Here is a 15526-nt window from a genome sequence, read left to right on the forward strand (position 1 = left end):
GGCGCCTCTGTTTTGTCACCATGAGTTTCCCAGGTTGCCGACAACCTGTCGAGTAGGCTGGTGGGGTCTGACCCCGACCCGAAGAGGCCATATGACTCCCCGCACCCTGTACCGCACCGTCGCGATTGCCGAGGCGGTCACCTGGACCCTGCTGATCGTCTCCCTGATCCTGAAATACGGGTTGGATGCGAACCCCATCGTCACCACGATCGCGGGCGGCATCCACGGCGTCGTATTCCTGAGCTTTGCCCTGGCCTCGATCCTGATCGGCATCAACCAGCACTGGTCGCTGGGCCGCGTTGCCCTCGGCGTTATATCCGCGGTGGTGCCCTATGCCACGATCCCGTTTGAGCGCGCCCTGGAGCGCGGTGGACATCTGGGTGGGGTGTGGCGTACCGAGCCCGGCGCGGACCCGCGTGACCGCTCCGTGCTGTCTCGCCTGGTGATGTGGCTGGTGCGCCACCCCGTGCTCTTCCTGGTCCTCGCGGTGGTTGCCGTGGCGATTGTGGCCACCATCCTGCTCATTCTGGGACCGCCGATCCCCAAGGGATAATAACCGTCCCCGAGACGCCCCTCGACGTCCGGACCGTGCCACACGGGTCTGCGTGCGAGGCCTCGCAATAACCCACATCAAATGTTCAGCGACGCACGTAGCGCGTTTGGATACACCAGCGTATCCTGATGACATGACCGATGGCACAATTGAGCTCCTCCGCAATGACGGAACTACCGAGCACCTCTCCGACTATGAGGGCAACGTCCTCCTGGTTGTGAACCTCGCCAGCAAGTGTGGCTTCACGCCGCAGTACGAGGCACTCGAAGCCCTGCAGCAGAAGTACGCCGAGCGCGGCTTCACCGTCCTGGGATTCCCCTCTAACCAGTTCCTCCAGGAGGGCGGCAGCGACGAGGAAATCGCCGAGTACTGCCGCGTCACCTGGGGCGTGACCTTCCCGGTCTTTGAAAAGGCCAAGGTCAACGGACGCAACCGCCACCCGCTGTACCGCGACATCATCGATGCCAAGGACACCGTGGGCCTCGCCGGTCCGGTGCTGTGGAACTTCGAGAAGTTCCTCATTCTCCCCAACGGCGAGAAGCACCGCTTCCGCACCAAGACCGAGCCCGACGACCCGGCTCTGGTCTCCCTGATCGAGGCAAATCTGCCCCGCTAAGACGCTTATTCCTCCCCGGGCGGCCGCAAGGCCGTCCGGGTTTTCTCTGCACTGAAAATGGCTTTGCACTGAAAATGACGTGCCGCGACTGACCGTGGGTCTACGCGTTGGCGACGAGCCAGCTAAATGCCGAGGGGGTGAGTGCACGATCCGAATAGATCCGACGCAGCGGCGATCGCCCCTCACCCGAAACGTTGGCCTTTGCTGCCTCGGGAGCCTCGCCGCCGAGGCCTCCCACGCCCTCCCAGATAAGGCCGAGCCCGACCTTCTCCAGGACGGTCACCGATGCGGGATTATTGGTCAGGACGCGTGCCGTCACGGGAATCTCCGGCACTATCTCGGCGGCCGCATTTAGTCCCGCCATCGCGACCTCGGTCGCAAACCCCCGGCCCCACGCCACCGGACTCAACCGATACCCCAGGTTCAGGACGCCGCCCTCGGCCAAAAACTGCACACCACCACTACCGATGAATGTGCCGGCCGGAAGGTCGGCGGTCCCCGCGCCCCGAGCGACCCGCAGCGCCCACATCCCCAGCCCCTGCTCTCGATGTCCATCCTGCGCCCGCTCAACCTGCCTGACGGCCTGCTCACGGCGTGTATAGCGTCCCTCTGGCAGGTGGACCCAGGTCGCCGGGTCACCATAGATCCGAAACAGATCATCGACATCGCGATGGCTCAACGGGCTCAGCTCCAGACGCGGCGTACGGCGGGAGAAGTGCGATTCCCTCATCCAATTACGCTAACGCACACGACCGACGCCGGCACACCCCACAGCCGGGTTAAACACAAAAAGCCCTCGCCCTCACAGGACAAGGCCACCAGCCAGCATCACACCACACCAGCACCAGCACCAGCTAGAAACACCAGCCGCAGCACCACGATAGTGCTGTTAAACAAGGAAAGCCCCGACCATAAGGCCAGGGCTCTCAACCTGCAACACACACATGTGTTGTAAAGAAGTCCGGCGGTGACTTACTCTCCCACAGGGTCCCCCCTGCAGTACCATCAGCGCAAAGAGCCTTAGCTTCCGGGTTCGGAATGTAACCGGGCGTTTCCCTCTTGCTATAACCACCGAAACACTATTGACATATCTCCAACAACACGGCCATCACACACCACCCAACCATGTTAGGCAGCCTGTGACAGCTATATTGTTCTCGACTCATACATCAAGAACCACAAAGTGGACGCGAAACATACTCTGGACCACACACACCAACCTTTAAAAACAGTGTGCATGTAATGATTATCAAATTATCGGCCTATTAGTACCGGTCAGCTCCACGAGTCTTTAGTCCTCGCTTCCACATCCGGCCTATCAACCCAGTAGTCTACTGGGAGCCTCTCCCTAAAAGGATGGAAATCTCATCTCGAGGCCGGCTTCCCGCTTAGATGCTTTCAGCGGTTATCCATCCCGAACGTAGCCAATCAGCAATGCTCCTGGCGGAACAACTGACACACCAGAGGTTCGTCCAACCCGGTCCTCTCGTACTAGGGTCAGATCCTCTCAAATTTCCTACGCGCGCAGCGGATAGGGACCGAACTGTCTCACGACGTTCTAAACCCAGCTCGCGTACCGCTTTAATGGGCGAACAGCCCAACCCTTGGGACCTACTCCAGCCCCAGGATGCGACGAGCCGACATCGAGGTGCCAAACCATGCCGTCGATATGGACTCTTGGGCAAGATCAGCCTGTTATCCCCGAGGTACCTTTTATCCGTTGAGCGACAGCGCTTCCACAAGCCACTGCCGGATCACTAGTCCCGACTTTCGTCCCTGCTCGACCTGTCAGTCTCACAGTCAAGCTCCCTTGTGCACTTACACTCGCCATCTGATTGCCAACCAGATTGAGGGAACCTTTGGGCGCCTCCGTTACTTTTTAGGAGGCAACCGCCCCAGTTAAACTACCCACCAGGCACTGTCCCTGAACCGGATCACGGTCCGAAGTTAGATATCCAATATGACCAGAGTGGTATTTCACCAGCGACTCCACAAACACTAGCGTGTCCGCTTCAACGTCTCCCACCTATCCTACACAAGCCACACCGAACACCAATACCAAGCTGTAGTAAAGGTCACGGGGTCTTTCCGTCCTGCTGCGCGTAACGAGCATCTTTACTCGTAATGCAATTTCGCCGAGTTCACGGTTGAGACAGCTGGGAAGTCGTTACGCCATTCGTGCAGGTCGGAACTTACCCGACAAGGAATTTCGCTACCTTAGGATGGTTATAGTTACCACCGCCGTTTACTGGGGCTTAAATTCTCAGCTTCGCCTTGCGGCTAACCGTTCCTCTTAACCTTCCAGCACCGGGCAGGCGTCAGTCCGTATACATCGACTTGCGTCTTAGCACGGACCTGTGTTTTTAGTAAACAGTCGCTTCCCACTGGTCTCTGCGGCCCAAACACGCTACCCACTGCAAGAGTGTTCACGCGCCAGGCCCCCCTTATCCCGAAGTTACGGGGGCATTTTGCCGAGTTCCTTAACCGTGATTATCTCGATCTCCTTAGTATTCTCTACCTGACCACCTGAGTTGGTTTGGGGTACGGGCAGCTAGAACCTCGCGTCGATGCTTTTCTTGGCAGCAGAGGATCATCGGATCATACCCTTACGGGTTCCCCATCAAGTCTCAGCCTTATATGAGAGACGGATTTGCCTATCTCTCGGCCTACACTCTTGGCCTAGGACAACCATCGCCTAGGACCGACTACCTTCCTGCGTCACACCTGTTAATACGCTAACCGCACCAGATCGGGTCACGTGCGTCCCCGCCTCGTCTCACCCCGAAGGGATCAATCAAAACGGCTTCGAAACGTTTAGCAGTACTGGATTAGCTTGGGCGGTTCTTCGCCGGTACGGGAATATCAACCCGTTGTCCATCGACTACGCCTGTCGGCCTCGCCTTAGGTCCCGACTTACCCAGGGCGGATTAGCCTGGCCCTGGAAACCTTGGTCTTCCGGAGGACGGGTTTCTCACCCGTCTTTCGCTACTCATGCCTGCATTCTCACTCGTGTAGCCTCCACGGCTGGTTTACACCGCCGCTTCACTGGCCACACGACGCTCTCCTACCCATCAATACGGCTGGACCACGAAGGCCTACCATAATATTAATGCCACAACTTCGGTGGCGTGCTTGAGCCCCGTTACATTGTCGGCGCGGAATCACTTGACCAGTGAGCTATTACGCACTCTTTCAAGGGTGGCTGCTTCTAAGCCAACCTCCTGGTTGTCTCTGCAACTCCACATCCTTTCCCACTTAGCACGCGCTTAGGGACCTTAGATGGTGGTCTGGGTTGTTTCCCTCTCGACAATGAAGCTTATCCCCCACTGTCTCACTGCTGCGCTCTCACTTACCGGCATTCGGAGTTTGGCTGACGTCAGTAACCTGGTGAGGCCCATCGGCCATCCAGTAGCTCTACCTCCGGCAAGAAACACGCAACGCTGCACCTAAATGCATTTCGGAGAGAACCAGCTATCACGAAGTTTGATTGGCCTTTCACCCCTATCCACAGCTCATCCCCTCAGTTTTCAACCTAAGTGGGTTCGGTCCTCCACGTGCTCTTACACACGCTTCAACCTGGCCATGGATAGATCACTTCGCTTCGGGTCTAGGACATGCGACTGAATCGCCCTATTCAGACTCGCTTTCGCTACGGCTTCCCCACACGGGTTAACCTCGCCACATATCACTAACTCGCAGGCTCATTCTTCAAAAGGCACGCCGTCACACCAACAAGGGCGCTCCGACGGTTTGTAAGCAAACGGTTTCAGGTACTATTTCACTCCCCTCCCGGGGTACTTTTCACCTTTCCCTCACGGTACTTGTCCGCTATCGGTCATCTGGGAGTATTTAGGCTTATCAGGTGGTCCTGACAGATTCACACGGGATTTCTCGGGCCCCGTGCTACTTGGGATACTCTCCACACGATTACAGCATTTCGACTACGGGGCTGGCACCCACTCTGGCTGGCCTTTCAAGACCATTCGTCTATACCGCTCTCTAATGTTCAGTGATCGGCAGATCACTACGGAAAGTCCCGCAACCCCGAACATGCAACGCCTGCCGGCTATCACACATGCCCGGTTTAGCCTCTTCCGCGTTCGCTCGCCACTACTAACGGAATCACTGTTGTTTTCTCTTCCTGTGGGTACTGAGATGTTTCACTTCCCCACGTTCCCTCTACCCGCCCTATATATTCAGGCGGGAGTCACCACGTAACCTTGCAGCCCGTGGCGGGGTTTCCCCATTCGGACATCCTCGGATCACAGCTCGTTTATCAGCTCCCCGAGGCTTATCGCAGATTACTACGTCCTTCTTCGGCTCCAGATGCCAAGGCATCCACCGTTTGCTCTTAAAAATTTGAAATCACATGAGTATAAAAATCGATCAAAAAACTAATAAAAGTAAACTTTTTCAGAAATTGACCAATGATCTATAAAGATCATCTTTATCATGAACCACATCCCCGAAGAGATGTAATTCTTAAGATGCTCGCGTCCACTGTGTAGTTCTCAACGTACGGTCGATACCAAAACATGTAAAACCATCAAACACTAAGTTCGACTCCTGCCTCACAAGCTTTGGTCCGAAGGTATCAACAAGACGTTACCGCCTTGAGTGATCCCTCAGGACCCAACAACGTGCACCCGACCTTCCACATAATGCTCTGTTCCAACTTCCAAAGAAGCGTACTAACAACACCATGCTTTCAGCACGGAAATATCAAATGTTCCACCCATGAGCTACCAGCTGAGACGTTTGCTCAGAACTGGCGCCTGGACAACCAATGGTTGCCAGATGCTCCTTAGAAAGGAGGTGATCCAGCCGCACCTTCCGGTACGGCTACCTTGTTACGACTTAGTCCTAATTACCAATCCCACCTTAGACGGCTCCCTCCCACAAGGGGTTAGGCCACCGGCGTCGGGTGTTACCGACTTTCATGACTTGACGGGCGGTGTGTACAAGGCCCGGGAACGTATTCACCGCAGCGTTGCTGATCTGCGATTACTAGCGACTCCGACTTCATGAGGTCGAGTTGCAGACCTCAATCCGAACTGGGACCAGCTTTTTGGGATTCGCTCCACCTTGCGGTATCGCAGCCCATTGTACTGGCCATTGTAGCATGCGTGAAGCCCAAGACATAAGGGGCATGATGATTTGACGTCATCCCCACCTTCCTCCGAGTTGACCCCGGCAGTATCCCATGAGTTCCCACCATTACGTGCTGGCAACATAGAACGAGGGTTGCGCTCGTTGCGGGACTTAACCCAACATCTCACGACACGAGCTGACGACAACCATGCACCACCTGTATACCGACCTTACGGGGCGACCATCTCTGGACGTTTCCGGTATATGTCAAGCCTTGGTAAGGTTCTTCGCGTTGCATCGAATTAATCCGCATGCTCCGCCGCTTGTGCGGGCCCCCGTCAATTCCTTTGAGTTTTAGCCTTGCGGCCGTACTCCCCAGGCGGGGAACTTAATGCGTTAGCTGCGACACAGAATCCGTGGAATGGACCCTACATCTAGTTCCCAACGTTTACGGGGTGGACTACCAGGGTATCTAAGCCTGTTTGCTCCCCACCCTTTCGCTCCTCAGCGTCAGTTACGGCCCAGAGATCTGCCTTCGCCATCGGTGTTCCTCCTGATATCTGCGCATTCCACCGCTACACCAGGAATTCCAATCTCCCCTACCGCACTCTAGTCTGCCCGTACCCACTGCAGGCCCGAGGTTGAGCCTCGGGATTTCACAGCAGACGCGACAAACCGCCTACGAGCTCTTTACGCCCAATAATTCCGGACAACGCTTGCACCCTACGTATTACCGCGGCTGCTGGCACGTAGTTAGCCGGTGCTTTTTCTGCAGGTACCGTCACTTTCGCTTCTTCCCTACTAAAAGAGGTTTACAACCCGAAGGCCGTCATCCCTCACGCGGCGTTGCTGCATCAGGCTTGCGCCCATTGTGCAATATTCCCCACTGCTGCCTCCCGTAGGAGTCTGGGCCGTGTCTCAGTCCCAGTGTGGCCGGTCACCCTCTCAGGCCGGCTACCCGTCGTCGCCTTGGTGAGCCATTACCTCACCAACAAGCTGATAGGCCGCGAGTCCATCCCCCACCGAAATTCTTTCCAACCCCCACCATGCGGTGGAGATTCATATCCGGTATTAGACGCCGTTTCCAGCGCTTATCCCAGAGTGGAGGGCAGGTTACTCACGTGTTACTCACCCGTTCGCCACTAATCCACCAGAGCAAGCTCCAGCTTCATCGTTCGACTTGCATGTGTTAAGCACGCCGCCAGCGTTCGTCCTGAGCCAGGATCAAACTCTCCGTAAATGTTTATCTCCACGATCTCAAAGACCGGGACATTTGATTGCACCGTCCACCCGGAAAAAGAGCAAACGATGCGAGTTTGAAACTGACAGAACAAATCATTACTGACTTGCTTTGTTTGTTTAAAATGTTTCAAAAGGAATCTCCACATCACTAAAAGTGATGCCGAGGTTTTTGGCATTTGACATTGTGCACGCTGTTGAGTTCTCAAGGATCACACACTCCCCACATCCACCACACAAAAACTACATGGCTTCTAACTAGGGGTGACCACATCACATCATCTCTTCACAAACTCGCTTCCACAACCGATAAAGAACCAGATTGTGAGTGGGGCATCCGTGAAGCGGATGAGTTTCAATCCTGCCACACAACCAAGCACAGAACAAGTCCGGCGTGTTGAAGTATGGGGATGATCCCGCTTGAGGCCGGCCGCTCTAGCGAGCCGCACCTTTGGGGTGATGAGTATTACTTTACGCAGGTTCCACACAACGGGCAAATCCAGGCCGCCTGATGGCGTGTCGGAACGACACTCCCCCGGAAACATGCGGATCCCCTCGTTTCGCCCGTGCGCGGGGTAAACGAGGGGATCCGAAAATGGAGCGAACTAATGCGTGAGCGTGACCTTGTTCAGACCGGCCGGGGAATCCGGATCCAGTCCACGCTGGAGCGCAAGCTCGAGGGCGAGCGACTGCAGCGGAATGGTCTCCAGGATCGGGATGCCACCCATGGGAACCTGCGGCAGGGTGATCTGCGCATCGGCAAACTCGATCACCCCCGGGCCCACCTCCAGCACGTTGGCACCCAGTGCATGAGCCTTCTCGGCGAACTCGATCACCGAGTCGCGTCCCAACGCGGTCCCGGTCAGCACCACCGCGACCGTTCCCGGGGTCACCTGGCCGAGCGGGCCGTGGATCGCATCGGCGGCGCTCCATCCCGAGGCGGCGATCGCGTTGGTCTCCATGAGCTTGAGCGCACCCTCGCGAGCCGAGGACATCGAGACCCCGCGGCCCACCACCACGATGCGCTCGCGCCCCGAGAGCAGGGCAAGCGCCTCGGCCGACGCCGAAGGGTCCGCCAGGAATGCCTCGGCGCTGTCGGCGAGCAGGTCAACCCGGGGCACAATGGCGTCCCACTCCTCCCCCGCCGCACGCAGCACCAACAGCACGATGGCCAGCAGCGAGGCGGTGTAGGTCTTGGTCGCGGCCACCGAGAGCTCGGGGCCCGCGGACAGGTCCACCGCGACGTCCGCGAGCTCGGCCAGCGGGCTGTCACCGTTATTGGTGAGGCTGAGCACCGGGGTACCGCCCGCACGGATCGATTCCACGGTGGCGATCAGGTCCGGGGAGCGTCCCGACTGGGAGATCGCGATGGCCAGCGCATTGGGGTAGCGCAGCTGCGGGGCATTCGGGTGCACGCTGGCCGGGGTGGCCAGCGCAACCGGGATCCCCAGCACCGCGTGAATCAGGTACTGCGCGTAGTTGGCGGCGTGATCGCTCGAGCCGCGGGCCACCATCACGATCAGCTCGGGCTTGCCCTCGGTGATCAGCGCGGCCGCCGCATCGATCTGTGTACGGGATTCGCGCACCAGCTCGCGCCAGCGCACGGGTTGTTCGGCGATCTCCGCGCGCATCAGCGCACCGGGCACACGCACGTCTTTGTTCGGGGCATCCAGGTTGTTCTCGGTCGACATGGCTCCCAGGCTATAGTCTGCGCCGGGCGCCGTGGGGATTTCTTTTTCGCTCATGAGGTGAGCCCGGTAATCATCGCGATCAGCTCGTTGTGGGTGACCTCGTCGATGCGCTTGGTCGCCACCTGGGTCCCGCGGCGCAGGACCGTCACCCGATCGGCCACCCGGAAGACCTGTTCCATGTTGTGGCTGACGATCAGAACCCCGGCCCCACGCTCGCGCAGGCGCATGATGATCTGCTCCACCCGGGCGGTCTCGGCCACACCGAGGGCCGCGGTGGGCTCGTCCATCAGCACCAGGCTGCTCGCCCAGTTGGTGGCCCGGGCGATGGCGATGCCCTGCCGCTGACCACCGGAGAGGTCGCTTAGCGGGGCCTTGGCCGAGGGGATGCGCACATCCAGCTCATCCACCAGGGCCTGGGTCTGCGCCGCCATCTCGCGACGGTCCAGGGTCCCAAAGGGCTTCTTGCGCAGCTCGCGCCCCAGGAACATGTTCATGTAGACGGGCTGCAGATCCACCAGGGCCAGGTCCTGATAGACCACCTCGACACCCTTGGTGCGGGCATCCGAGGGGTCGCGGAAGTTGGTGGGGGCACCGTTCAACCGAATCTCGCCGGCGGTGGGCTGGTACATCCCCGAGATGATCTTGACCAGGGTGGATTTGCCCGCTCCGTTATCGCCGACCAGGGCGACGATCTCACCGGGTTTGATCTGCAGGTCGAAGTGCTTGATCGCGACGATGCCACCAAAGTGCTTGGTGATCCCGTCCAGCTGGAGGGCAAAGGTGTCGGTACTGGTGCTGGTGCTCATGAGTTGCTCCCGGCGTTGTGGGCTACGGTGTGGGTACCCGACGCACCGCTGGCGAAACCATCGGCGGCGTGGGTGAGGGGTGCCGAACCATCGGCGGACCAGATGCCCGCGAGGACCGGGTTTCCGGTGGAGAGGCCGGAGATACCCGCGGTCAAACCGCGGGTGACAAACACCTGGGGACGGAATCCGAAGATGACGGTATCCCCCGGGCAGGCCCGGTGCGCGCCCGCCCCCGGGATGGTGGCGTAGTAGTCGATGGCCGAGGCATCGGGCATATCAACCTGCTGCGGGACCGCCGTGGCCGGGTCATCCTGGGCACCGAGCACCAGCGCCTCGGTGCGTGCCGAACCCAGGACCGGGTCCACGTAGAGTCCGCCGCCAAACACATAGGCGCGATCGTTCCACAGGTGCGAGACCTCGGAGACGTAGGCGATGGCCGGGTCTTCGGCGAGGTCCTGGACCGCGTGCAGCGGGGTGGTCCCGGTGAGCCCGTGTCCGGGCTCCACCTGGGTCGCCCCGGCTTCGGCGAGCGCGGGGAAGATCGCCGTCGAGGTGGTGCCGGGCGCATTCACCACGATGTTGTGCCGGCCCGCCCACTCCAGCTCGTGCAGCGCCTCGGTCAGGGTCCCCAGGTTCGGGGTGGGCTTGGCGGTGCCGGATTCGGGATCGAACAGGGTCGCCGGGAAGGTGGTGATCCCGGCGAAACGCACCCCGGGGATCGCGTCCAGGCGGTCGGCCACCCGGGCAATCTGGTCGGCCTCGAACCCGCCCTCGTGGCCCGGGTAGAAGCGATCTCCGGGGGCGAAGATGCGGGCGAGCACGTCCTGCTCTCGCCCCAGCTCCAGCGCCGCGGCACCGGCCTCGCGGGCCTTCTGCTCGGAGAACACGGTCCAGTACAGCGGGTTCAGCGCGGCGGCGGTCGCCGCGCTGTGCCGCGGGATCTGGACCAGGTGGCCCAGGTGTCCGGTGGCCAGTCCGCCCGCGGCCGCGGCCACCGCACACTCGAGGTCTACCCCCACCGCGTGGGTGATTCCCCCGGCACGGATCGCGGCCGAGGCATCGGGGTTGCGGCCGATCTGCTTGGTCATCGCAAACGGGGTGAACCCAAAGCGGGCGGCCTCGGTCGCAATGTAACCGGCATTGCGGGTGACCGCATCCAGGTCGATTACATAGGTGTTCGGCGGGATCAATCCGTCGCGGTGGAACTGGGCGGCAACCCGCAGGAGTTCGGGGTTGCGGCGGCGCAGGAGATCAAGAAACATGACGGGTCCTAACTGCTCTTCTTGGCGCGGAGGGAGAGGGAGACGGCGATCAGGATGATCACGCCACGCACGATCATCTGCTGAGCCACGGTGAGGCCGCCGAGCAGCAGGCCGTAGTTGATCATGCTCATGAACAGGCTGCCCACCAGGGCGCCGATCATCGAGGCCTTACCGCCGGTGAGCGCGGTGCCGCCGACGATGACCGCCGCCAGCACACTCATCAGGTCCGATCCACCCAGGGTGTAGGTTGCACCGGCCAGACGGCCCGAGTAGAGCAGACCCGCGAGACCCGCGGTCACCCCGCTCAGGGCAAACACGATGAGCTTGACCCGGTTCACCCGGATCCCGCTGACCGAGGCGGCGGCCGCGCGGTTACCCACCGCGAGCACGTGGGCACCGAAGCGGCGCTGACGCAGCACGTGCCAGCCCAGGGCCACCACGACGACGCTCCAGACCACCAGGATCGGCATTCCGGCGATGTCTCCGGCACCGAAGATCCAGCTGAAGACCGGCTCGGTCACCGGAACCGACTGCAGGTTGGTGAGCTGCTGGGCGAGCCCAGCTACCAACCCCATCGTGGCCAGGGTGACCAGGAAGGAGGGCAGGCGCACCAGGGTGACAAACAGTCCATTGACCAGGCCCACCACCGCGCCGATCGCCAATCCGGCGAGCGCCGCAAGCCACCACTGTCCGGTGGCCTGGAGGGACACCGCGGCCACCAGGGCCGAGAGCGCAACCGTGGAGCCGATCGACAGGTCGATCTCGCCGAGGCTCAGCATGAACACCGTGCCCACCGCCATCACGGTGATCGGGGTCGCCTGGGTGATGATGGTCACCAGGGTGGTGGGGTTCACAAAGTTCGCCCCCTGGGTAGCGGCGAAGTAGATAAAAACGACGATAAATCCGATGTAGACGACGTACTGCCGCCAGTTCACCCGGCGGAAACGACCGCCGACGGTGAGTGTTCCGTCTGCCTGGGTCACGGTCATGATGCTTCACTTTCTCTGGGGAGGGAGGAGGGGGTGATCGCCGCGGCGAGCGCGAGGTGGACGGCACCGTGCAGCGGGGCGTCATCGCCCAGTTCGCTGCTGCGGACACGCAGTCCCGGTCGTCCCAGACGCGCCAGCCAGTGATCAAGGGGGGCGAGGAGCTCGGGCCTGGACCCGATTCCCCCGCCGAGAATGTAGAGGCCCGGATCCACCACCGCGTCGATGGCGAGCAGGGTGTGGGCGAGCCAGCGAGCCTGGGTATCCAGGGCTTGGACCGCGAGCGGATCCCCCGCCTCGGCCGCGGCGAAAACCTCGCGGGCGGTGAGCGGGGGTTCCCCGGCGGGCTGCGGGAGACGCTGGGCCAGCACGTTGCCGGCCACGACCTCCTCGAGGGCGCCACGACGCTGATTGCGGGGATCGAGGGGATCGCTGCCAAACGGAAGATATCCCACCTCCCCGGCGGCACCGCTGACCCCGGGCCAGATGGATCCCGCGAGCACCAGTCCCACACCGATCCCGGTTCCCACCGAGACAAACGCGAAGCTCTCGCTCTCGCGGCCGGCACCGGCGTGCAGCTCGCCGAGGGCGGCGATGTTGACGTCGTTCTCGATCACCACCGGGTGACCCAGCCGACGCCGCAGCTCGGCGACCAGTGAGACCTCGCCCAACTCGCCGAGATTCGGCGCCTGGGTGAATCCGCTCCCATCGGGCAGCGGAACCCCGGCACCGCCGATAGCCGTGCCCGCCACCGGTGCATCCGGGTCCAGGGCCGAAAGCCGGGTGACGATATCGGTGAGCTGGGCGATCAGCGCGATCCCCGGACGGGTGGGCTCGGTGAGCCGGTGTAGGAGTCTGCCCCGAGTATCGGCGAGGGCCGCGCGCACCTTGGTGCCGCCCAGATCGATGCCCACCACCACGGCGGGGGTTGTGGCGACGCTCACAGTCCCATCACCTCCCCGGGCCCGGTGGCCAGCAGGAGTTCAAGATTGGCCTCGGAGACGCCGCGCTCGACCAGCATCGGAACAAACACCTCACCCAGATAGGAGTAGCCGTGCTGGCCGTGGGTGTCGGGGTTCAGCCACACCTCGGCACCGGTGAGATCCTGGGCCAGCAGGATGCGGCCGGCCAGGCCCTCGGCGGCGAGCGCGGCCACCAGGTCGGCGCGACCCCGATCGGAGCGGTGGAACGCGCGCTTGGGGTACTCCCCCTCGCCGCGCTCGCCCTCGGGGGCGGGACCCAGGAAGAAGTCCCAGTCCTGCTTGCCGATGGTGTCGATGGCGATCCGGGCACCGGTGTCGAGGATCCGGCGGGGCAGGTCGGGGTCCAGCTGGGTATCGAGGTGGCCGATGACCACCCGGTCCAGGTCCACCCCCTCCGCGCGCAGCAGGGCGATCTGCTCGAGCGCCATCGAGCCGTGGGTGGTGTGGGTCATGATCGACAGGCCGGTCTCCCGGTGAGCGCGGGCGATGGCCCGCAGGCACTTCTCCTCGTGAGCCGAGATCACATCCAGTCCGGTGGCCTGCTCGCCAAAGACGCCGGCGCGTACCCCGGAGGAGCCGATCCCCTCGGTGGCATCGCGCACCAACCGGGTCACCAGCTCACCGAGGCTGGCCTCGCGGGCCCACCCGGGCGAGTACGACTCCAGGTACAGTGCGGTGCCGGAGATGATGTGCAGTCCGCTGCGCCGGGAAATCTCGCGCAGCAGGGCCGCGTTGTTCCCCTGGGCATCGCGACCCACAACCCCGTAGGGGCTGAGGTCCACCACGGTGAAAAAGCCGAGTTCGGGGAGCCGGGAGAGGGCGTCGACCGCGAGATCGACCGCATTCACGGCGGCCGCCTCGCTGCCGTGGCCACCCACCTGCCAGGGGCCGGGGGTGAGGGAGAGCAGGTGCTCGTGGGGCATGATCCGCCCCAGCTCCGAAACCGGAACCGGACCGAGAACGGTCATTGCCTGGGTCATGATGTGCTCCTAGATCACACCCGACTGTGCGGGGAGAGGGGATGAAGGGGAGGAAATGATGGGTGGCCACGCGGGGGAACGCGACCACCCATCGGTCTAGTGGGGCGAGCTACTTGCCCACGCTCGCGGGCAGGTCGGAGCCGTAGTCGGCCTTCCAGGCATCCTTGAGGTTGTCGCCGGTGACCGAGGTCGGGTCCGAGGCCACCAGGGCCGGGGCCGGCTTGTTCAGGACGCCGAAGGCACCGGCGAGGGCCAGGCCCTGCCCGATTCCCAGCGAGCCGTTGCCCACCAGGCCGGCGACCGGACCGTTCCCCACCATGGCCGCGGCCAGGGTCGTGTCGAGGTCGTTGGTGACCACCTTGATGTCGGTTCGTCCGGCGGCACGAATGGCCGCCACCACACCCTGAGCCGCGGTGGCCCAGGAGACGTAGATCGCCTTCATGTTCGGGTGCTTGGCGATCATCGCGGCGGCGATGGTCTGGGTCGCGGTCTCATCGGCGAAACCCTCGCTGTCGACGATCTGCATCTTCGGGTAGGAGTAACCCAGCCAGTCCTTGAAGGCCTGGTCGCGCTGGTTGGTGAACCAGAAGTTGGCGTTGTAGGAGAGGTAGCCGACCTCGCCCTCACCCTTCATCTCCTTGCCGATGATGTCGGCGTTGGCCTTGCCGGCCTTGCTGAGGTCCTCGGTCACGATCGAGACGAAGTCCTTGCCCGCCTTATATCCGGCCGGCGGGGTGGTCATGATCACGAGCTTGGTGCCCGAGTCCACCACCGGCTGGAAGGCCTTGGCGGCGGAGGTGGGGTCCACGGCGATACCCACCACGATCGAGGGGTGAAGGGCGAGCACGGTCTGGACGTTATTGGCCTGGGTGGCCGCGTTGAAGCCGGCCTGGGTGCTGGCAACCACCTTGATGCCGAGCTTTTCGAATTCCTCGCGGGCACCCTTTTCCACGGCGGTCACGAAGTCGGAGGAGGTGTGCCAGACGAAGGCGGCGGTGAAGTTACCGGCCTTAACCTTGGCGATCTCGTCGGCGGTGAGCGAGAGCGCGCTGAGGGCGTCGGGCTTTTCGCCGTTGGGGCCGGCGAAGGTCAGGGTGGGCTGGGTGGCACTGCTGGTCGGCGTGGAGGCCGGACCGGAGGTGGCGGCACAGCCGCTGAGGGTGAGCGAGAGCGCGATGGCTCCGGCAATGGCGAAGCGGGCGCCGAAGCGTCGGCCGGGGCGGGTGATGTGCATGGGGTGACCTTCCAGGTGCGACTGCTGTTTGATAGGGATATCGCGATCGGTTTTGCCCCCGAATTACCTGCCCACCATCGCGAAC

Annotated in this window: 10 protein-coding genes and 3 rRNA genes; 2 read left to right on the forward strand and 11 right to left on the reverse strand. The window is 61.8% G+C overall.

Annotation, left to right across the window (positions count from 1 at the left end):
* The first annotated feature begins 91 nt into the window (after window positions 1-91).
* Together C7C57_RS15300 and C7C57_RS15305 are read left to right on the forward strand one after the other, a co-directional pair.
* A complete protein-coding gene (locus tag C7C57_RS15300; RefSeq protein WP_187977068.1) occupies window positions 92-553 on the forward strand; it encodes a DUF3817 domain-containing protein in 462 nt (153 codons plus the stop codon).
* Window positions 554-686: 133 nt separating this feature from the next.
* On the forward strand, window positions 687-1169 hold the full coding sequence (locus C7C57_RS15305) for a glutathione peroxidase (protein ID WP_030149472.1): 483 nt from the start codon (window positions 687-689) through the stop codon (window positions 1167-1169).
* Window positions 1170-1269: 100 nt separating this feature from the next.
* Here C7C57_RS15305 and C7C57_RS15310 read toward each other — a convergent pair whose 3' ends face one another.
* From C7C57_RS15310 to C7C57_RS15360, 11 genes are all read right to left on the reverse strand, one after another.
* The gene (locus C7C57_RS15310; protein ID WP_187977069.1) at window positions 1270-1899 is read right to left on the reverse strand and encodes a GNAT family N-acetyltransferase; all 630 of its coding nucleotides are present in this window, start codon (window positions 1897-1899) and stop codon (window positions 1270-1272) included.
* A 229-nt stretch (window positions 1900-2128) separates the two neighbouring features.
* Window positions 2129-2245, reverse strand: a 5S ribosomal RNA gene (gene rrf, locus C7C57_RS15315).
* 169 nt (window positions 2246-2414) lie between these two features.
* Window positions 2415-5534: ribosomal RNA gene (locus tag C7C57_RS15320) — 23S ribosomal RNA — on the reverse strand.
* 443 nt (window positions 5535-5977) lie between these two features.
* Window positions 5978-7500, reverse strand: a 16S ribosomal RNA gene (locus C7C57_RS15325).
* The 16S, 23S and 5S rRNA genes sit together here, the layout of an rRNA operon.
* A gap of 604 nt (window positions 7501-8104) precedes the next feature.
* A complete protein-coding gene (locus tag C7C57_RS15330; RefSeq protein ID WP_187977070.1) occupies window positions 8105-9190 on the reverse strand; it encodes an SIS domain-containing protein in 1086 nt (361 codons plus the stop codon).
* 50 nt (window positions 9191-9240) lie between these two features.
* Window positions 9241-9996 carry an ATP-binding cassette domain-containing protein gene (locus C7C57_RS15335; protein WP_030147541.1) on the reverse strand — a complete coding sequence of 252 codons (756 nt, stop codon included), beginning with the start codon at window positions 9994-9996 and terminating at the stop codon, window positions 9241-9243.
* Entirely contained in the window at window positions 9993-11258 is a 1266-nt protein-coding gene (locus C7C57_RS15340; RefSeq protein ID WP_187977071.1) for an alanine racemase, read from the reverse strand. Before C7C57_RS15340 ends, C7C57_RS15335 begins: the two co-directional genes overlap by 4 nt.
* Before the next feature lie 8 nt (window positions 11259-11266).
* Window positions 11267-12241: an ABC transporter permease gene (locus C7C57_RS15345; RefSeq protein ID WP_223144769.1), complete on the reverse strand. Its 975-nt coding sequence runs from the start codon at window positions 12239-12241 to the stop codon at window positions 11267-11269.
* Between the two features lie 2 nt (window positions 12242-12243).
* Window positions 12244-13188 (reverse strand): ROK family protein, encoded by a 945-nt coding sequence (locus C7C57_RS15350; protein WP_187977073.1) that lies wholly within the window; start codon window positions 13186-13188, stop codon window positions 12244-12246.
* Window positions 13185-14207, reverse strand: coding sequence for a phosphotriesterase (locus C7C57_RS15355; protein WP_187977074.1), 1023 nt, complete (start codon window positions 14205-14207; stop codon window positions 13185-13187). The genes C7C57_RS15350 and C7C57_RS15355 overlap by 4 nt, the downstream gene beginning before the upstream one ends.
* Window positions 14208-14316: 109 nt before the next feature.
* Window positions 14317-15441 carry a substrate-binding domain-containing protein gene (locus tag C7C57_RS15360; protein ID WP_187977075.1) on the reverse strand — a complete coding sequence of 375 codons (1125 nt, stop codon included), beginning with the start codon at window positions 15439-15441 and terminating at the stop codon, window positions 14317-14319.
* Between the last annotated feature and the right edge of the window lie 85 nt (window positions 15442-15526).

It is taken from the genome of Mycetocola sp. JXN-3 (assembly GCF_014522285.1).
GTDB lineage: Bacteria > Actinomycetota > Actinomycetes > Actinomycetales > Microbacteriaceae > Mycetocola > Mycetocola saprophilus.